Source organism: Vibrio sp. B183 (genome assembly GCF_000740665.1).
Taxonomy (GTDB): domain Bacteria; phylum Pseudomonadota; class Gammaproteobacteria; order Enterobacterales; family Vibrionaceae; genus Vibrio; species Vibrio coralliilyticus.
Map to the genome: position 1 here is coordinate 45,567 of NZ_JPQB01000009.1, position 18,592 is coordinate 64,158.

The window sequence follows — 18,592 nt, forward strand, 5'->3', positions numbered from 1 at the left end:
GTATGCGTAAACTCGTTGTAGCAATGACTGTTGCATCATTAGTGGGTTGTTCAATGGGCCATCGGGAGCCTGTTGAAGTTAAAGATGCGCTGAATGAAGCGATAAATCAGTCAGGCAGTCGCAGTCTGGATGAGCTTCCGCCTTCTGTAGAGGCTGATTTAATGCCAGATCTGGATAGTGGGCTGGCAGCTCTCGAAACAGTAAAGCGTTTTCGAATTCAAGCGAATGATGTCGAAGCCAAAGCCTTTTTTGCCAGTTTGGTAAGAGGGACCGAATTTAGTGTTGCACTGCATCCAGAGGTATCCGGCAACATTACCGTTAATCTAACGGACGTGACTTTAGATGAAGTCTTGTCCGTCGTACGCGATCTATACGGCTACCAAATTGAAAAAACTGGTAAAGTGATTCAGGTTTATCCTGCTGGGCTAAGGACAGTAACCATTCCGGTCGATTACTTACAGTTCAAGCGTAGTGGTCGCTCATTAACCTCGATTACTACTGGGACCATCACCAACAGTAGCTCATCGAGTTCGTCATCTTCTGGCTCAGATTCAGATACCTCCAGTACTGGCAGTTCGAACACCAGTTCAGCTAAGGGCGGCACTGAAATTGAGACGACTAATGAAAGTGACTTTTGGCCACAGCTGGAACAAGCCGTGAGTCAGTTAATTGGTTCAGGTCAAGGGCAGAGTGTTGTTATTACGCCACAGGCTGGGGTGATTACTGTACGTGCGTTCCCCGATGAAATTCGCGAAGTGCGAAGTTTTATTGGTGTTTCTCAGCAACGACTGCATCGTCAAGTGATTTTGGAAGCTAAGATTCTCGAAGTCACTTTAAGTGATGGTTACCAGCAAGGTATTGATTGGTCAAAAGCCTTCACGTCGAACGGGACTAATTACACTATAGGTCAGGGAACGCCGACGACAACTGGTACGCCGGCAACATTGCCAGGTTTGGATACGATTGGCACTCTACTGGGCGGACAGACAAACTTAGTGATTTCCAGTGGCAGTTTTGATGCAGTGATCAGTTTTATGGCCACCCAGGGTGATTTGAATGTACTTTCTAGTCCTCGTGTCACGGCGTCAAACAATCAGAAAGCGGTAATCAAAGTAGGGACCGACAGCTACTTTGTGACAGACTTCTCGACCAATGTTGACACAAGCAGCACGACATCTACCACGAGTACCGATATTGAGTTGACACCATTCTTCTCGGGCATATCCCTTGATGTCACGCCGCAAATTGATAATGACGGCAGTGTTCTATTACATGTCCACCCAGCGGTGATTGACGTAACGGAAGAAAATAAAGAGATCACTAATGGCTCGTCTACAGTCTCTTTGCCACTAGCGACCAGCTCCATTCGTGAATCGGACTCTGTTATTCGTGCACAAGATGGCGATGTGGTGGTTATTGGTGGCTTAATGAAATCCAATACGTTGGATAGAACATCCAAAGTCCCGTTTTTAGGTGATGTTCCCGCTCTGGGGTACCTGTTCCGCAACACTACGCAATATACTGAAAAAACAGAATTAGTCATTCTACTGAAGCCGACAGTTGTGGGTGTGAATACTTGGCAGAAAGAGATTGAACGTTCACGAGCTTTACTTCAGGAATGGTTTCCTGATGAGCAGTAGCACATGTATTTGGAGCATTTTGGTTTAACTCAATTTCCTTTTCATCTGACCCCAAATACGGAGCTTTTTTTGGGGTTGGAGCCTCACTATGAAGCCATTCAAACCGTTCAGTCGGCAATTGAAATGGGGGAAGGGCTGATAAAGGTGACGGGTGAAGTTGGCACAGGAAAGACCATGGTATGCCGCATTCTAGTCAATCAACTTGAGCAAGATGTGCAGTTGGTTTACTTGCCAAACCCTGCCCTTAATGGTGATGAGTTAAGACGAGCCATCGCGACTGAGTTAGCCGTTGATTCAGTGGATTCGACCAACTTAGTTGAAGAGATTCAAGCTAAACTTATTGAATTAGCTCGACGTGGATTGCCTGTTGTGCTGTTTGTCGATGAAGCTCAGGCGCTGAGTGATGAAGCTCTAGAAGTACTGCGTTTGTTTGGCAACCTGGAAACCGAATACAACAAGCTAATACAGATCGTTTTGTTTGGCCAACCGGAATTGGATGAGAGATTAGAACAACATCATCTTCGCCAGTTCCGTCAACGGATAACCTTCAGTGCACGACTAAGAACGTTAACAATTGCTGAGGTGGTCGCCTACATTGACAACCGATTAGAGAAGTCGGGCGGTGAGGATGGAATCTTTACTGTCAGCCAGAAAAAAGCGATTTGGAAAGCCAGCCGTGGGATTCCAAGGTTGGTTAATCAAATCTGTCACAAATGTCTAGTGTTAGCTTGTAGCCAACGTAGCTTGAGCGTCAATAATGAACAGTTGTTTAGTGCCATTCACGATACGTATGACAGCTGTAAACCTAAATTTAAAAGCCCGTTAATTTGGGGCTGGAGTTTATCATGAGTGCGATTAACAATGCGCTGTCTGAGCTGGCTAGTAACCATTCGCATAAGCCAGAGCAGGTTGTCAAAGCGCAAGTCAAACCTGTTAAACAGCTCAAGGTGCTGCCCTGGGTGATCGGCAGCTTTGGGTTAAGTCTTGCTGTTGGTGGGTGGGCTCTTTCTTCGCAGTCCCCAGAATTGCGGCAACAACCAGTCTCTGTCATCGTTGCTGAGCCCACAATCCAAATAGCCTCTCCGACGTCTAAACCTTCTGAGAGCAGTGGCGTTATTTATAATCCTCAATCTCGTACCGTGAATAAGCCTACCAAACCTGCGCCTGTCATCGAGGAAGAAGCTCAGGCTCATCTACCTCAGCCTTTGCCAATAGCTGTTGCAAGCGTTTCACAGAAACCCACTCAAGTTGCGCAAGGTGAAGTTGTTATTCAGCAAATTGAACTGTCACCAGCTCAATTGGCAGAAAAAGCGGAAACAAGAGCCAAGAAAGCGCTTGATGACAACAACCTGAAAGAGGCGCTTGGTCATTATCAGGAAGCGCTTCGCTACGCGCCCAATAGCGTTAAGATTCGTCAGAAACTGTCGGCTTTATATTACGGTAAAGGTGAAGCAAGAAAGGCGGTGGATATTCTGCGTAAAGGTATTCAACTCGACAAGGATAATACTGCGCTACGAATGTCCTTAGCGAAATTGCTTATGAAAGAAAAGCAGAATGAAGCGGCACTAACGGCTTTAGTCCATCTTCCACAGCAAGTACCAGTGGAGTATTTGTCGTTGAGAGCGGCGTTAGCACAGAAATCCAAGCAAGACGAAATTGCGCTCAGCAGTTACCAGAATTTAGTTTCGATGGAGCCAGATAGTGGCCGTTGGTGGCTTGGATTGGGTATCCAGCAGGAGCGTGCTTTAAATTTACCTGAAGCTGAGAAAGCCTATCAGCAGGCACTCACAAAATTGGGTTTATCCAGCCAATCTCAACAATTTATTCGTGATCGTCTATCGCTAATTAGTCGATTAGAGGAGCAACCAGATGCAAATTAAACTGAGAAAGCGTCTCGGTGACTTGCTCGTCGAAGAAGGCATTATTACCGACTCTCAGGTCGAAGAGGCACTAGCCGCGCAAAAAAGCACGGGTCGAAAACTGGGTGCAACTCTGATTGAGTTAGGCTTTTTAACCGAGCACCAGATGCTGACCTTCCTATCTCAGCAGCTTGATGTTCCATTGATTGATCTTAGCCGAGCGAACGTTGACGTTGACGCTGTGCAGCTCTTGCCTGAAGTTCATGCTCGTCGTCTGAGAACCTTAGTGATCGGTCGTCAAGGTGACACATTGAGGGTAGCAATGAGCGATCCTGCAGACTTGTTTGCTCAGGAAGCACTGCTTGGACAATTGCCTCAATACGGTATTGAATTCGTCATCGCGCCTGAGAAACAGCTGGTTGATGGATTTGATCGCTATTATCGACGTACCAAGGAAATCGCCTCATTTGCAGAGCAGTTGCAGGCAGAGCATCAGGTTACTGAAGCCTTTGATTTTAATATTGAAGATGAAGACAGCGATGAAGTTACCGTTGTTAAGCTAATTAACTCATTGTTTGAAGATGCTATTCAGGTTGGTGCTTCAGATATTCATATTGAGCCTGATGCTAATGTATTACGCTTACGTCAGCGTATCGATGGTGTCCTGCATGAAACCCTATTGAATGAAGTCAATGTCGCACCTGCCTTGGTATTGCGCTTAAAGTTAATGGCGAATCTGGATATTTCTGAAAAACGTTTGCCACAGGACGGTCGCTTTAACATTCGTGCTAAGGGCCAATCAGTCGACATTCGTATGTCAACGATGCCAGTCCAGCATGGCGAATCGGTCGTTATGCGTCTATTGAATCAGTCAACGGGTGTACGAAAATTGGAACACTCCGGGATTCCTGATCACTTATTGCTTCGTCTGAGGCGTCAACTTCGCCGCCCTCACGGTATGATACTGGTCACCGGTCCTACAGGTTCGGGTAAAACCACCACGCTTTATGGCGCATTGAGTGAACTTAATGAACCCGGTAAGAAAATCATCACCGCAGAAGATCCGGTGGAATATCGTTTACCTCGTGTTAACCAAGTCCAAGTGAATTCGAAAATTGACCTCGATTTCTCAACCATTCTCAGAACTTTTTTGCGTCAAGACCCGGATATTATTCTGGTTGGTGAGATGCGTGACCAAGAAACAGTAGAAATTGGTCTGCGTGCTGCACTCACGGGTCACTTAGTTTTGAGCACATTGCACACTAACGATGCGGTGGATAGCGCTCTGAGGATGATGGATATGGGTGCACCAGGTTACCTAGTGGCTAGTGCAGTACGAGCTGTTGTTGCTCAGCGCTTGGTACGTAAAGTTTGTCCAGATTGTAAGACCAAAGATGAGGTGGACGATTCACGCAGGCAGTGGTTGGCTCAACGCTTTCCTAACCAAGGACAGGCGGATTTTGTCAAAGGTCGTGGATGTCAGAACTGCAACCTAACGGGATACCAAGGGCGGATAGGCGTGTTTGAAATGCTCGAATTGGAACAGGACATGATGGATAAGCTGCGCGCCAACGATGCGGTAGGCTTTTCAATGGTCGCCCGACAGTCGGAAAGCTATAAGCCGTTGCTTGCTTCTGCCATGGAACTGGCTTTGCAAGGTGTGGTGAGTTTGGACGAAGTCATGAACCTTGGTGAAGGGGATGCCTCTGGCTCGGTTGAAGCCATCTACTTATAGGATGAATCATGCCAGTATTTAGCTATCAGGGACGCAATTTAGACGGTACTTCCGCCACTGGGCAAGTTGATGCTCCTAATGAAGAAGTCGCTGCTGAGTCTCTGATCAACAAAGGTATTATTCCTACGTCTATCACTTTAGGTGGTGGTGGGCGCGCCTTTGAGTTTGATATCAGAACACTGCTTACACCTTCAATTCCGTTGGAAGTGCTGGTGATCTTTTGTCGTCAGTTGTATAGCCTGACTAAAGCGGGTGTCCCTTTACTTCGCTCCATGAAGGGGTTAACTCAAAACAGTGCTAACAAGCAACTGAAACAAGCCTTGGAAGAAGTTACCCTAGAGCTAACAAATGGGCGAAGTTTATCGGCGTCAATGCAGATGCATTCTAAAGTCTTCAGTCCGCTGTTTGTGTCGATGATCCACGTGGGTGAAAATACTGGTCGACTGGATCAGGCTCTGATGCAACTCGCCAACTATTATGAGCAGGAAGTGGAAACTCGCAAGCGTATCAAGACAGCAATGCGTTACCCTACTTTTGTTATCAGTTTTATCGTTGTTGCGTTGTTCGTTCTGAATGTGAAAGTCATCCCTCAGTTTGCGAGTATGTTTGCTCGTTTTGGTGTGGATCTACCATTACCAACACGTATTCTCATTACGACATCGGAGTTTTTTGTCAACTACTGGGCATTTATGTTGGCGGGTATCGTGAGCTTGAGCTTTGCGTTCAAAGCTTGGGTGAGAACGGAAAAAGGCCAAGAAAAGTGGGATAAGTTTCGTTTACGCATGCCGATTATTGGTGATCTTGTTAATCGAGCGCAGCTTTCCCGCTTTTCTCGCACTTTTGCGCTAATGCTTAAGGCTGGTGTGCCTTTGAATCAGTCATTGGCTCTCTCTGCGGAAGCTCTAGAAAATAAGTACCTTGAGAATCGTTTGCTGGAAATGAAGTCTTCAATTGAAGCTGGGGGAACCATTTCAACAACGGCGAGTAATAGCCAAGTGTTTACGCCCTTAGTATTGCAAATGCTATCTGTTGGCGAAGAAACCGGGCGAATTGATGAGTTATTACTTGAAGCGGCTGATTTTTATGATCGTGAAGTTGATTACGATTTGAAGACGCTGACAGCACGAATCGAGCCTATATTATTAGTAGTCGTTGCAGGTATGGTATTAATTCTCGCACTAGGTATTTTCCTGCCAATGTGGGGCATGCTAGACGCAATTCAAGGTTAATATGGCGAACAATGTAGAGCGTTCAAGATTGGTACTCTGGCTGTTGGCTATTATTATTTTAATGATGAGTTTTGTTTTAGTGATGGAGAAATTAGGAAAGGATGTCGATGATGCAGCCTTTTTACTTGCCAGCAAGAGGATTATAGAAAGAGCGAGTTTTTATAAACAGCAGTGGATGCTCCAAGGCCAACATGAAAGGTTGGCTATTGGGGAAGAAAGTTTAAGATTTTCAAAGGCTGGCTGGGTATTACCTGAACTTTCCGGAAATAGTAGTCCATGTAATTCTTGGCTTTCGATATTATATCCAGAGCAGCGGATTATGGATTCAATTCCAGTCAAGGTAGTTAATCGCTCTGAATTAAATAATTATCGATGTGACTATATTTACAATCAGGAAAAATCGATTCATATACAACTGGTAGATAATAGATTTACAGTGAGTGTCGGTTTTTCGGCAAAGTGATTTTGTTGACATATTTGTGATGGCTATATCGTGGATATCTCGTATAATACGATGTACTAAATAGCGAGTTTATAATTATGCATAATAAGCAATTCGGTTTTTCGTTAGTTGAGCTTGTTGTAGTTATTGTTGTCGTCGGATTGCTGGCGGTTGCGGCTCTACCACGCTTTTTAGATGTGACTGACGAAGCGAAGAAAGCTAGCGTTGAAGGTGTGGCTGGTGGTTTCGCAACTGGAGTGCTATCAGCACGTGCTCAGTGGGAGGCGGAAGCTCGCCCTTCCGTGACGGTGAATGCAGAAACTTATAACACCGTTAATTATGATGGTGTTGATTTTTGGTTAACTCGCTCTAAAAACAGCAGTAATGCTGACACCGGTTTTAGAGATGGCTACCCATTTGGGTTAAATACAGATAACACGAGTTTTCCGGCAAGTTTGACGGATCAGATTTGTATCAATTTGATGGAAAACCTGCTGCAAAACCCGCCAAGTGTAGACACTGTGTCGAATGCCAACAGTAACACAAATATAAAGTATTCAGCGCAGGCTGATGATTCTAATGACACTTGTACTTACATTCAGAAAGAAGGTGGTACGAATCATCAGTTTGTATATGAGATTAAAACCGGTCGCGTGACCGTGACATTGCAGTAGTACTGCGGATTAACATAGAGAGATAGAGACTATGAAAAAACAAGGCGGTTTCACCCTAATCGAATTAGTGGTGGTGATTGTTATTCTAGGTATTCTGGCAGTAACTGCAGCACCTCGTTTTCTTAACCTGCAAGGAGATGCACGTTCTGCTTCATTACAAGGGCTTAGGGGCGCGATGCAAGGCGCTGCTGGAATTGTGTATGGTAAAGCTGCTATAGATGGTAGCGAAACCTCATCTTCAGCGGTCAATGTGACAGCAGGCAGTACGACTATTAGCACTATATTTGGTTATCCAGTAGCATCTTCTGCAGGAATTGGTGCTGCGGTATCTGGGCTGTCAGACGACTGGAGTGAAGTGACAAGTGCTGGTCAACCTACTGATTCAATTTCATATACATTTAATGGTACTACCACTGCAGGCTGTCATGTGAACTACGAACAAGCGACATCATCAGGTGATGAGCCTACAATAACTGTCGTTACTACAAGTTGTTAAATCAGAAAAGGCCAGCTTTGCTGGCCTTTTCTTTGTCATGCTCTCACACAGAACTAACCTCTTACTTCTTCTCAAAATCTACACAAATCACCTCACTGATAGCTTTTCTAATTTATAATCAAATTAGAAAAATTAACTACTTAGGTATCTTATGAATGCTAAGCCTTGTCGAGGCTTTACGCTAATTGAACTTATTATGGTCATTGTGTTGCTTGCAGTGGTATCAGTCTATGCTGCAAGTCGCTACGTAGGTATAAGCAGCTTTGATGCACAATTAATGGAAGAAGCCGTTTTATCGTCGTTGCGGTTAACTCAGCTCAGAGCAATGAACCGAAATGGCTTATGTGGTCGTTGGATTGTGGATGAAAATAAAGCGATTGATATGGCGGCATCTATAACGTCTGGTGCTTGTACAACGATTTTTCCTGCTAATACTAACGACAGTAGTTTTGTTGACGCCAATGAAGACGGCGTATCCTTAACGATTAGTTCGGGTAATTTTATTGATTTTGACAGTCTAGGTCGTCCTTCGCAATGTTCAACTAATGCTTGTACTGTGACTATTCAGGGCCAATCTGGCACCAGCCGATTTATTTGTATCAATTCAGAAGGTGGTATTTTTGCGAACCCGACAAGTTGCTAAATATAACGGTTTTTCGTTATTGGAGATGGTGATTGTTATCGTGATCATTGGTATTGCTATCAGTGGTGTGTCGATTGCGCTATTTCCTAAAGGTAAACAAAGTGCCGAACAGGTATCGTCGGTTAAAGCTGCTGAGTTAGGCCGCGCAGTGTTAGATGAAGTGTTAGGTCGTAATTTTGATCAGAACTCGGGGCCGAATGGCGGTTTACCTGAATGTGTAATCGTTGCTGCCGTCGGCCGAGATTTATGTACAGATGCTACTGTCCTTGGCACAGATTCAGGAGAGACAAATAAAACGTTGTACAACGATGTAGATGACTTTGACGGACTGAATGGGGTGGTTCAAGACGTATTAGGTGAAGACCTTAGTGACGACCTTAGTGATGGCTACCAAGGATACAATGTATCTATAACGGTTTTCTATGAACAAGATGTCAGTGGAACCATGCAAGGCACGGAATCCTCCACCATGACAAACTATAAGCGAATTACCGTCACTATCACAGATCGTCAGGGGAACACCTATCCATTTGCAGCGACAAAAGGGAATTTTTGATGCGCGGTTTTACTCTGATTGAAATGGTTGTCTCTATTACCCTACTAGGGATAGTTGGCCTGTTTGTGGGAGAGGTGGTGCGTCAATCATTGGTCCTGTACTCAGACTCATCGACTCGTGAAGCCTTAATTCAGCAGGGGCGCTTTGCCACTGAAAGGCTGCGTCGAGAAATTCGCGAAGCGATTCCAAATAGCGTCGTGGTTGCGAATAACTGTATTGAAATTTTGCCAATTACAAATAGTGCCATATATATGGAACTTCCTACGCCTTCATCGGCTTCTTCTTCAATCAGAGTGCTCCCTGTGGTGAAGAGTATTACTGCGGGCGAACGTATTGTGGTGTATCCAACTGATAGCTCTGAACTGAGAGATAGCGTGGATGGTTCAGGCCAAACCGCCCAAGTCAGTGCGGATGTTGATTTTACTGCCAGTGGTGCGACGACAACAATGGTGAATGTCAGTCTTACGGCCAGCACAGGTTTTACTACATTGAGCCCAGCAGACCGTTTGTATTTCTACCGTGAACCAGTCGCATTTTGTTTGGTTGACAATGAGCTACGGAGGTATTCGGGCTATGCTCTAGATAGAGCGTCTTTGGAGCATACCTCTCTTGGTCAGGGTGTTAGGGTCGCTGGTAATCTAACTGCGGTGAATTTTGTTGTCTCTTCTCCTCAGCTACAACGCAACGGCTTGGTAAAGATGGAGCTGACGTTTTCTGATAATGGAGAGCAAATTAGGTTTGATCATGATGCACTTATCTACAACACGCCGTAAGCAAAGAGGGAGTGGGTTACTTCTGGTGATCTTCATCATTGTTGTAGTGGTGGGGTTCATCGCAGCTATTGCCAATAGAAACCAAGAGCGTAGCAGTGACCAGCTTATTGCTGCTGTTATTGGAACAAGAGCTGAAATGGCGGCACGCTCTGCTGCCCAGATAGAAATAAGTCGCTTTTACCAAAATGGCAGCTGTCAGGTTGGTGTTCAACAAACGATTAACTTTAACGGAGTCGGTTTATCTCAATGTTCGGCCTCTGTGGTATGCAATGCTTTAGGAGCCTTAGATGATGGTAATGAAGTCTTCCAGTTAGTCTCCACAGGAATATGCCAAGTGGGAGGGTGGCAGTTGCAGAGAGTCATTGAGGTAGGAGTAAGACAATGAGCATTATGAGGAAAATCGTTTATTTCGTCTTTGGGCTAATGATGCCAATTTATGCTTATGCAGTGCCTCAATGTACAGACATCTTTACTGACCCTCCTTCTGGAAACCATTCGGGAAATGGTTTAGTTCCACCGCCGGATGTTATTAATAACAAACTGGGGAATCTTGACTGTTTTCGCTTTAGAGGAAGTAATCTGTGTTGGGAAGGTGTGACATTAAGAACTAGTAATTTTGCACCCGGGGATTACAGCTATTACGCTGGTCGTTTCCAAAATAGGGCTGAGCTCAGCACCAATGGTACAACTACTCGTTTATATTTTGATTCTCTTCAACTAACGAATGCTGAATTAAACCTTAATGGTGATCCCGAGGATTTGTTTATTTATGTTGCTGGCAGTTTGCAGATCACTGGTCAAAACAAGATTAACGGAATCATCTACGTTGCAGGTAGCGTACAAGTTGCCGGCAATGCTGAAATATCAGGGGCTCTTGCTGCTGGAGGAGCGTTAACAACAACAGGTAACAGCACTGTAACGGTTGATCCTGATGTGATAGAAAACGCTGATCTCATCGATATGTGTGAAAACACGACGCTTCCTTTAGAGTGTTTCACCGATGACTTTAATTCAGGAAGTTTGTCTGATTTGTGGGTGACATCGACCAGTAAAGGCTCCTTTCAACCTGGAATTGTCAATAATAGGTTGAGGTTCACTCAAGCGTTGGTCGATCAGGCAACCTCGTCGACGTATCAACGTTTATTCCCAGCCAAGGACAACTTAGTTGAAATTGAGTTTGACCATTTTGCATATGGCGGCTCTGGGGCTGATGGTATTGCAGTAGTATTGTCTGATGCACTAGTTACACCAAAGGCAGGTGCATTTGGCGGCCCATTGGGTTACGGTTTTAAGCCTAATGAGCCTGGTTTTGCAGGAGGCTGGTTGGGTATTGGTATTGACGAATATGGGAACTTCTCTGCTCAAGGTGGAGAGGGGAGTGATCCTGGGCAGCGCCGTCAGTCAGTCGCTCTGAGGGGCTCGGGTTCCAATGAAACAGGGTATCGGTACTTAGCCGGTGCCTGTAATAACGGTCAAACTAATCAGAACAGCAACTGTTTGTCACCGACCGTTGACAATAACAACTCAGGCTCAATCCATCGCTATAAAATCGTTGTAGACTCAAGAGTTAGCAACCAGTCTCAGGTCGAGATCTTCCGTAAAATTGGTAGTGCTGACTGGCAAACGATTGTTGGTCCAATTGATGTCCTGGATAGCCAATACTCACAAGCCGCAGTCCCTGAAGATTTTTTGTTATCTATTGCAGGCTCTACAGGTGATTTAACGAATAATCATGAGATAGACAACTTTCAGGTTTGTGCGCTGAATTCCCGCCCTATAGAAGATCAAATCGATCATTTTCGTCTAACTCATACCGGACAAGGACTCACTTGTAAAGCAGAAGAGGTGACCATTAAGGCCTGCAAAAATGCAACCTGTACTGAGCTATATACTGATTCAGTGACTGCAACTCTTTCTCCGGCGACAGTTGATGGCGGTGGAGGGTGGGTCGGTGGAAATGTAAAAACTTTTTCTGGCGGCTCAGGTACTTTCCAGATAAGAAAGGGCCAGCCAGGGACTTTAACCTTGGGTGTGACGGGCTCGACACCTCCTGCGAGACCATTCTCAACCAACTTATGTGACGACGGTAGTGGTTTCAGTGCAGACAACTGTGATGTGGTTTTTTCTGATAGTGGCTTTGTGGTTGAGGTGCCTGACAAATATGGTGCAGAATCGGTCACAGCTACGATTCAAGCGGTTAAACAAGGTGATAGCGCAACTCAGTGTGTACCTAGTTTTGCTAATGTGACCAAGAGTGTGGATCTTTGGAGCCAGTATCGTGATCCTGTCGCTGGCGTAGATCTGGTTGGAACCCCTAAGGTTTCGGTGAATAGCACAGAGATCGGCACCAGCAGTACTGGGGCCACAAACTTCAATTTGGTTTTTGACAGTAGCGGGCAAGCCTCTGTTAACCTTAACTATGACGATGCTGGTCATATGGATCTCCATGCCGAATTTAATGGGACAGGTGATGAACAAGGGTTAAAACTGGAAGGGAGCGATACTTTTGTAAGTGCGCCTAAGTATCTGACTGTTACCGCTGTAAATTCATCTAGTGGTACCGGGGTTTGTAGTAGTGCGGATACAAGTTGTAGTGTTTTCGCCAAAGCAGGAGGGGACTTTACTCTTAAGGTGACGGCTTACAATCAAGATGATGAAGTGACGCCCAACTACAAACATAGCGGTATAACTCTCACTCATAGTTTGGTTGAGCCCTCAACAGGCAATGTAAGTGCAGGAAGCATCAGTGCTACCTCATACAACCATGTTCCGATTTTGAATGGTACCAATAGTGTGACTCAGTCGGTCTCTGAGGTTGGGGTGTTTAATTTTACGGTTACTCCACCAAGCTCATTTTATGGAAATACGACTAAGACTATTGCCGCAGGCTCTACGGGGAATATAGGACGATTTATTCCTGCGTATTTTGAACTTCCGACGACGTCTACTGATATTCTGAATACGCCAGTGCTGCTGGGGGCTTGTTCTCAATCACCGAAGTTTAGCTACATTGGCCAATCTTTTGGTTATTCGACTAACCCTGCGTTGACGCTAAGCCCTAGAGCCGCTGATGGCTCACCTATTGTTAACTATGTTATCGGTGATTGGTGGCGCTACAGTAATAACTGGGGAAGCCGCAACTACATTGCAGATAATGGTCTGACGATGGCTCTCGACACTGACGCCTCACCGAGTGTGACAAGAACACCTGCAACAGGCAGTACCATGGTGTTAGAAAATGAGATGATTTTGTACACCAAGGAAACGACGCCAATCAATCCTTTCACTGCTAGCTTCCAGCTGGTATTAACTGTGAGTGATGTGACTGATTCCGATGGTGTTTGTTTGAAGTCCAACGATTCAGGTGCTTGCCAAGGTATCAACTTTGATGACGTGGATGGAGCTATGGCCCTTCGTTGGGGAAGGCTGGTTATCAACGATACCTATGGCTCTGAGATCGCAACTGTGAGGCAGCGATTGGAATTGCAACACTATCAAAGCAATCGCTTTGAAACCAATACCGATGATTCATGCACCAGCTTTGGAGCTATTGGGAACTTTGTATTCACATCAGGGGAATATACGGTCGTAACTAACGGTAGCCCTACTCAGCCAGAGGTCAATGCGTCACTAGTTTCTGGTACTGCGAGCAGTGGAGAGTCTTGGATAGAGTTTACTCCACCTGGGTCTGGCAGCACTGGAACGATCACTACTTCTTTTGATATGGATACACAAGGTGTCCCTTGGCTGAGGGATGATGAAGATGGCAATGGTAATTTTGAAGATTCCACTTCAGGACTGACACAATTTGGTCTATACCGAGGGAGTGATCGAGTCATTTGGTGGAGCGAACAGAATTAGAGACAACGAGATTTTTTCGACTTTCGTTAGGAATCTGTTAGAAATTGCGGGTTTCAGCCCATGTTTATAGTTCAATGCCTTGCTGATACGGCAAGGCATTGGTACATTTAGTGCAATTTTCTATCTTCTAATTCTTTCAGGACGAGCGAAGAATATGTTCAAAAAACTTCGTGGCATATTTTCTAATGATCTATCAATCGATTTAGGTACTGCCAACACTCTTATCTACGTCAAGGGACAGGGTATTGTCCTAGACGAGCCTTCAGTAGTCGCTATCCGTCAGGACCGTAACAGAGCAGGCAAAAGCGTCGCTGCTGTCGGCCATGCCGCAAAACAAATGCTGGGTCGTACTCCAGGTAACATCTCGGCAATTCGTCCAATGAAAGACGGTGTGATTGCAGACTTCTACGTTACCGAAAAAATGCTGCAACACTTTATCAAGCAAGTGCATGACAACAGTGTTCTTAAGCCAAGCCCTCGTGTTTTGGTATGTGTACCTTGTGGTTCTACTCAGGTTGAGCGTCGTGCTATTCGTGAGTCTGCACTTGGTGCTGGCGCTCGTGAAGTTTATTTGATCGATGAGCCAATGGCTGCAGCAATCGGTGCTGGCCTACGTGTTTCTGAGCCTACCGGTTCTATGGTCGTTGATATCGGTGGTGGTACTACGGAAGTTGCGGTTATCTCGCTAAACGGTGTGGTTTACTCATCTTCAGTACGTATTGGTGGTGACCGCTTTGATGAAGCGATCATCAACTATGTTCGTCGTAACTACGGAAGCTTGATTGGTGAGGCAACAGCTGAAAAGATCAAACACGAGATTGGTTCTGCATACCCAGGTGATGAAGTTGAAGAAATTGAAGTACGTGGTCGTAACCTTGCTGAAGGTGTGCCGCGTAGCTTTAGCCTAAATTCAAATGAAATTCTTGAAGCGCTGCAAGAGCCACTGACTGGTATCGTTTCAGCTGTGATGGTTGCGCTGGAACAGTGTCCACCAGAACTTGCATCTGATATTTCAGAAAACGGTATGGTTCTTACAGGTGGTGGTGCGCTACTGAAAGATCTTGATCGTCTTCTAACGGAAGAAACTGGTATCCCAGTGGTTATCGCGGAAGATCCACTGACATGTGTAGCACGTGGTGGCGGTAAAGCTCTAGAAATGATCGACATGCACGGTGGCGATCTATTCAGCGAAGAATAATCGAATTGGCCTAGCAAACCGCTAGGCTATTCCGAGCGATTAAGGAACTCATACTCAATGAAGCCGATTTTTGGCCGAGGACCTTCACTTCAATTACGCCTGTTTTTCGCAGTCATTATATCAGCCAGCCTTATGCTGGCTGATAGTCGTTTAGGCGCATTTGCTCAGGTACGTTATTTACTCAACAGCATGGTCGCTCCGATTCAGTATTTGGCTGACGTCCCTCGCACCATGTTTGATGGGGTCTATGAGCGCTTCAATATTCGCAAAGACTTTATGGAGAGCAACCATCAGCTTAAGCGTGAAATTCTACGTCTCAAGAATGATATGTTGCTGTTGGATCAGTATCGTGAAGAAAACCAGCGCTTGCGTAAACTGCTGGGTTCCTCGTTTGTACGAGATGAGCGCAAAGTAGTCACTGAAGTGATGGCCGTGGATACATCACCATATCGTCAGCAAGTAGTTATTGATAAAGGCCAAATAGATGGCGTTTATGTCGGCCAGCCTGTGGCTAACGAAAAAGGGATTGTTGGTCAGGTAACCTTTGTTTCCGCCCATAACAGCCGCGTATTGTTACTTACAGATAGCCAGAGTGCTATCCCTGTTCAGGTTATTCGTAATGACATCCGTGTTATCGCATCAGGCAACAGCAAGATAGACAGAATCAACCTAGACCATATTCCGATCAGCCTCGATATTCAGGAAGACGACCTACTGGTTACTTCCGGTTTGGGTGGAGTGTACCCAGAAGGGTATCCAGTGGCGCACGTGGTGAACGTTGTCCGCGACACTGCGCGTGAATTCGCGGCGATTGAAGCTGAACCTGTCGTCGATTTTGAACGCCTACGTTATTTGCTTCTCATCTGGCCAAATGATTCTCGTCAGGACAAGATTCAACAGGCATTACCAAGTAATATGCAAGAGGTAAGCGGTAATGGCGAATAGTGTATTTAAAGGCAAAATGGTCATTGCCTTTTCGTTTTTAATAGCCTTAACCCTTCAGACTATTCCATGGCCTGGCGTATTGGATGTGCTAAGACCTTCTTGGCTGTTTCTTGTGGTTTGTTACTGGGTGTTGGCATTGCCACATCGAGTCAATGTCGGTACCGCTTTGATACTTGGCTTGCTGTGGGACTTGTTGCTCGGTTCCACCTTGGGTATTCGCGGTATGATGATGTCGATCGTCGTTTATCTGGTGGCGCTTAACTTCTTGGTCTTGAGGAATATGGCCCTTTGGCAGCAAGCGATGCTAATTGGCTTGCTCTCTATTGTTTTGGATGTTCTGATTTTCTCAGGAGAATACCTGATACAGGACATTACATTTAATCTGCTGTCTCTGTGGAGTGGCTTGATAAACTGTATTCTGTGGCCGTGGTTATTCCTGTTGATGCGCAGAGTCAGACGACATTGGCATGTAAGGTAATTGATGATGAAAAAGTTGGTGTTGGCGTCAGGATCACCGAGACGCAAAGAACTGCTATCACAATTAGGTCATTCGTTTACTGTTATTCGAACCGATGTCGAAGAAAGTCAGTCATCAGATGAAAACCCAAAGCAGTACGTCGCACGCCTATCTAAAGATAAAGCGCTCGCGGGGTTAGCGCTCGCAAGTGAAGCTGTTGTCATTGGCTCAGATACCATCGTTGTTTGTGACAACACCGTTCTGGAAAAGCCCGATGATCTGGAACATGCTAAACAGATGCTGATGTCGCTGTCAGATCGTTGTCATCAGGTGATGACAGCAGTGACAGTGGCCAATAAAGAACAACAAGAAACTGTAGTGGTGACTACAGACGTATGGTTTAAACCTTTGTCAGAAAACGAGATAGAACAATATTGGCATACGGGTGAACCATGCGATAAAGCTGGTAGCTATGGAATCCAGGGTATCGGAGGCCGTTTCGTAACGCGTATTGAGGGTAGCTATCATGCTGTGGTAGGCCTCCCATTATTCGAAACGGACCAGCTCTTGCACAAATTCTTATAATTTAAAATTTTGAGGTGCGCCGATGAGTGCAGAGTTGCTAATCAACGTGACCCCGAGTGAAACTCGTGTGGCCATGATTGAAGGGGGAACCCTACAAGAGATCCATGTGGAACGTGAAGCAAAGCGCGGTATTGTCGGCAATATATACAAAGGCAAAGTCAGCCGAGTCCTGCCGGGGATGCAAGCGGCATTTGTTGATATTGGCTTAGACAAAGCGGCATTTCTTCATGCTTCTGACATTGTTCCTCACACAGAGTGTGTGGCAGAGAATGAGAAACAACAGTTTCAAGTCAGAGATATCTCTGAGCTGGTTCGCCAAGGACAAGACATTGTCGTCCAGGTGGTGAAAGACCCGCTTGGCACCAAAGGCGCACGCCTGACCACAGACATCACCTTACCTTCCCGCTACTTGGTCTTTATGCCAGGGGCGAGTCATGTCGGCGTCTCACAACGTATTGAGAGCGAAGAAGAACGCAACCGCCTGAAAAAGGTTGTTGGTCACTACTGTGATGAAGATGGCGGCTTTATTATCCGGACTGCAGCTGAAGGCGCGGATGATACTGAGCTATCTCAAGATGCCGCTTTTCTAAAACGACTCTGGTCAAAGGTCAATGAGCGCCGTTCTAAGTACAAAACACGCTCGACACTTTATGGTGAACTCGGGTTATCACAACGCATTCTACGTGATTTTGTCGGCACTGAACTGACCAAAATACTGGTTGATTCTCGCTTAGAATTTGAGAACCTCAAAGAATTCACCTCAGAATACGTACCAGAGCTGACGAGTAAACTGGAGTTATACGAAGGTGATAAGCCAATCTTCGATATGTACGACACAGAGAACGAAATTCAACGTTCTTTGGAACGTAAAGTGGAACTTAAGTCAGGTGGCTATTTGATCATTGATCAAACTGAAGCCATGACGACAGTCGACATAAATACGGGTGCATTCGTCGGTCGTCGAAATCTTGAAGAAACCATATTCAATACCAATGTTGAAGCAACTCAGGCTATCGCACGCCAACTGCGTCTGCGTAATCTGGGTGGCATCATCATTATTGACTTCATTGACATGCTTTCTGAAGAGCACCGTAAGCGTGTACTTACTTCATTAGAAGCGGCGCTCGACAAAGACAGAGTTAAGACCAATATTAACGGCTTCACCCAGCTGGGTTTGGTCGAAATGACACGTAAGCGAACACGTGAAAGTATTGAACATATCCTATGTTCTACTTGTCCAACTTGTGAGGGGCGTGGAAGTGTCAAAACCGTTGAATCTGTTTGTTATGAGATTCTTCGCGAAATCACCAGAGTTAACCGAGCGTATGAGGCGGATAAATTCGTGGTTTACGCTTCCCCTTCTGTCGCGGATGCCTTGCAAGGCGATGAATCGCACGCATTGGCAGAACTCGAAGTCTTTATTGGCAAGCAGGTCAAAGTTCAGGCAGAGCCTCTTTATATTCAAGAGCAATTTGACGTTGTCATGATGTAGGCTTTTT

Annotated in this window: 18 protein-coding genes; all 18 read left to right on the forward strand. The window is 45.5% G+C overall.

What is annotated here, in order from left to right; translation table 11 throughout:
- Positions 1 to 2: 2 nt before the first annotated feature.
- The 18 genes from mshL to rng all read left to right on the forward strand — a co-directional run bounded on the left by mshL (position 3) and on the right by rng (position 18,585).
- Entirely contained in the window at positions 3 to 1,640 is a 1,638-nt protein-coding gene (mshL, locus tag IX95_RS10605; RefSeq protein ID WP_038159687.1) for a pilus (MSHA type) biogenesis protein MshL, read from the forward strand.
- Positions 1,641 to 1,643: 3 nt separating this feature from the next.
- The gene (locus tag IX95_RS10610) at positions 1,644 to 2,489 is read left to right on the forward strand and encodes an ExeA family protein (RefSeq protein ID WP_038159690.1); all 846 of its coding nucleotides are present in this window, start codon (positions 1,644 to 1,646) and stop codon (positions 2,487 to 2,489) included.
- The gene (locus tag IX95_RS10615; protein WP_038159692.1) at positions 2,486 to 3,520 is read left to right on the forward strand and encodes a tetratricopeptide repeat protein; all 1,035 of its coding nucleotides are present in this window, start codon (positions 2,486 to 2,488) and stop codon (positions 3,518 to 3,520) included. Before IX95_RS10610 ends, IX95_RS10615 begins: the two co-directional genes overlap by 4 nt.
- Complete coding sequence (locus tag IX95_RS10620) at positions 3,510 to 5,234, forward strand: GspE/PulE family protein (protein ID WP_019277236.1); 1,725 nt, start codon at positions 3,510 to 3,512, stop codon at positions 5,232 to 5,234. Before IX95_RS10615 ends, IX95_RS10620 begins: the two co-directional genes overlap by 11 nt.
- 8 nt (positions 5,235 to 5,242) lie before the next feature.
- Positions 5,243 to 6,463, forward strand: a complete 1,221-nt coding sequence (locus IX95_RS10625) for a type II secretion system F family protein (protein ID WP_038159695.1) — start codon at positions 5,243 to 5,245, stop codon at positions 6,461 to 6,463.
- Between the two features lies 1 nt (position 6,464).
- Positions 6,465 to 6,926 carry a hypothetical protein gene (locus tag IX95_RS10630; RefSeq protein ID WP_019277238.1) on the forward strand — a complete coding sequence of 154 codons (462 nt, stop codon included), beginning with the start codon at positions 6,465 to 6,467 and terminating at the stop codon, positions 6,924 to 6,926.
- 77 nt (positions 6,927 to 7,003) lie between these two features.
- Positions 7,004 to 7,579, forward strand: coding sequence for a prepilin-type N-terminal cleavage/methylation domain-containing protein (locus tag IX95_RS10635; protein WP_019277239.1), 576 nt, complete (start codon positions 7,004 to 7,006; stop codon positions 7,577 to 7,579).
- 31 nt (positions 7,580 to 7,610) lie between these two features.
- Positions 7,611 to 8,075 carry a type II secretion system protein gene (locus IX95_RS10640; protein ID WP_019277240.1) on the forward strand — a complete coding sequence of 155 codons (465 nt, stop codon included), beginning with the start codon at positions 7,611 to 7,613 and terminating at the stop codon, positions 8,073 to 8,075.
- Between the two features lie 151 nt (positions 8,076 to 8,226).
- Positions 8,227 to 8,718, forward strand: a complete 492-nt coding sequence (locus tag IX95_RS10645) for a prepilin-type N-terminal cleavage/methylation domain-containing protein (protein WP_038159698.1) — start codon at positions 8,227 to 8,229, stop codon at positions 8,716 to 8,718.
- Positions 8,696 to 9,274, forward strand: coding sequence for a prepilin-type N-terminal cleavage/methylation domain-containing protein (locus IX95_RS10650; RefSeq protein WP_081885426.1), 579 nt, complete (start codon positions 8,696 to 8,698; stop codon positions 9,272 to 9,274). The genes IX95_RS10645 and IX95_RS10650 overlap by 23 nt, the downstream gene beginning before the upstream one ends.
- Positions 9,271 to 10,047 (forward strand): PilW family protein, encoded by a 777-nt coding sequence (locus tag IX95_RS10655; protein WP_171353958.1) that lies wholly within the window; start codon positions 9,271 to 9,273, stop codon positions 10,045 to 10,047. The genes IX95_RS10650 and IX95_RS10655 overlap by 4 nt, the downstream gene beginning before the upstream one ends.
- Positions 10,019 to 10,432 carry a hypothetical protein gene (locus IX95_RS10660; protein ID WP_029236261.1) on the forward strand — a complete coding sequence of 138 codons (414 nt, stop codon included), beginning with the start codon at positions 10,019 to 10,021 and terminating at the stop codon, positions 10,430 to 10,432. The genes IX95_RS10655 and IX95_RS10660 overlap by 29 nt, the downstream gene beginning before the upstream one ends.
- Positions 10,429 to 13,908, forward strand: a complete 3,480-nt coding sequence (locus IX95_RS10665; RefSeq protein ID WP_038159706.1) for a DUF6701 domain-containing protein — start codon at positions 10,429 to 10,431, stop codon at positions 13,906 to 13,908. Before IX95_RS10660 ends, IX95_RS10665 begins: the two co-directional genes overlap by 4 nt.
- Positions 13,909 to 14,062: 154 nt before the next feature.
- Positions 14,063 to 15,106 (forward strand): rod shape-determining protein, encoded by a 1,044-nt coding sequence (locus IX95_RS10670; RefSeq protein ID WP_004747218.1) that lies wholly within the window; start codon positions 14,063 to 14,065, stop codon positions 15,104 to 15,106.
- A gap of 57 nt (positions 15,107 to 15,163) precedes the next feature.
- Positions 15,164 to 16,051, forward strand: coding sequence for a rod shape-determining protein MreC (gene mreC / locus IX95_RS10675; RefSeq protein WP_006958281.1), 888 nt, complete (start codon positions 15,164 to 15,166; stop codon positions 16,049 to 16,051).
- Positions 16,041 to 16,529 (forward strand): rod shape-determining protein MreD, encoded by a 489-nt coding sequence (gene mreD, locus IX95_RS10680; protein ID WP_006958280.1) that lies wholly within the window; start codon positions 16,041 to 16,043, stop codon positions 16,527 to 16,529. The genes mreC and mreD overlap by 11 nt, the downstream gene beginning before the upstream one ends.
- A gap of 3 nt (positions 16,530 to 16,532) precedes the next feature.
- Positions 16,533 to 17,093 carry a Maf family protein gene (locus IX95_RS10685; RefSeq protein WP_038159710.1) on the forward strand — a complete coding sequence of 187 codons (561 nt, stop codon included), beginning with the start codon at positions 16,533 to 16,535 and terminating at the stop codon, positions 17,091 to 17,093.
- Between the two features lie 22 nt (positions 17,094 to 17,115).
- A complete protein-coding gene (gene rng / locus IX95_RS10690; RefSeq protein WP_006958278.1) occupies positions 17,116 to 18,585 on the forward strand; it encodes a ribonuclease G in 1,470 nt (489 codons plus the stop codon).
- The last annotated feature ends 7 nt before the right edge of the window (positions 18,586 to 18,592 follow it).

What these genes read in the sequence shown, in the direction of transcription:
- mshL (WP_038159687.1), top strand. Translation starts at nt 3, where the DNA reads ATGCGTAAACTCGTTGTAGCAATGACTGTTGCATCATTAGTGGGTTGT.
- IX95_RS10610 (WP_038159690.1), top strand. Translation starts at nt 1,644, where the DNA reads ATGTATTTGGAGCATTTTGGTTTAACTCAATTTCCTTTTCATCTGACC.
- IX95_RS10615 (WP_038159692.1), top strand. Translation starts at nt 2,486, where the DNA reads ATGAGTGCGATTAACAATGCGCTGTCTGAGCTGGCTAGTAACCATTCG.
- IX95_RS10620 (WP_019277236.1), top strand. Translation starts at nt 3,510, where the DNA reads ATGCAAATTAAACTGAGAAAGCGTCTCGGTGACTTGCTCGTCGAAGAA.
- IX95_RS10625 (WP_038159695.1), top strand. Translation starts at nt 5,243, where the DNA reads ATGCCAGTATTTAGCTATCAGGGACGCAATTTAGACGGTACTTCCGCC.
- IX95_RS10630 (WP_019277238.1), top strand. Translation starts at nt 6,465, where the DNA reads ATGGCGAACAATGTAGAGCGTTCAAGATTGGTACTCTGGCTGTTGGCT.
- IX95_RS10635 (WP_019277239.1), top strand. Translation starts at nt 7,004, where the DNA reads ATGCATAATAAGCAATTCGGTTTTTCGTTAGTTGAGCTTGTTGTAGTT.
- IX95_RS10640 (WP_019277240.1), top strand. Translation starts at nt 7,611, where the DNA reads ATGAAAAAACAAGGCGGTTTCACCCTAATCGAATTAGTGGTGGTGATT.
- IX95_RS10645 (WP_038159698.1), top strand. Translation starts at nt 8,227, where the DNA reads ATGAATGCTAAGCCTTGTCGAGGCTTTACGCTAATTGAACTTATTATG.
- IX95_RS10660 (WP_029236261.1), top strand. Translation starts at nt 10,019, where the DNA reads ATGATGCACTTATCTACAACACGCCGTAAGCAAAGAGGGAGTGGGTTA.
- IX95_RS10665 (WP_038159706.1), top strand. Translation starts at nt 10,429, where the DNA reads ATGAGCATTATGAGGAAAATCGTTTATTTCGTCTTTGGGCTAATGATG.
- IX95_RS10670 (WP_004747218.1), top strand. Translation starts at nt 14,063, where the DNA reads ATGTTCAAAAAACTTCGTGGCATATTTTCTAATGATCTATCAATCGAT.
- mreC (WP_006958281.1), top strand. Translation starts at nt 15,164, where the DNA reads ATGAAGCCGATTTTTGGCCGAGGACCTTCACTTCAATTACGCCTGTTT.
- mreD (WP_006958280.1), top strand. Translation starts at nt 16,041, where the DNA reads ATGGCGAATAGTGTATTTAAAGGCAAAATGGTCATTGCCTTTTCGTTT.
- IX95_RS10685 (WP_038159710.1), top strand. Translation starts at nt 16,533, where the DNA reads ATGATGAAAAAGTTGGTGTTGGCGTCAGGATCACCGAGACGCAAAGAA.
- rng (WP_006958278.1), top strand. Translation starts at nt 17,116, where the DNA reads ATGAGTGCAGAGTTGCTAATCAACGTGACCCCGAGTGAAACTCGTGTG.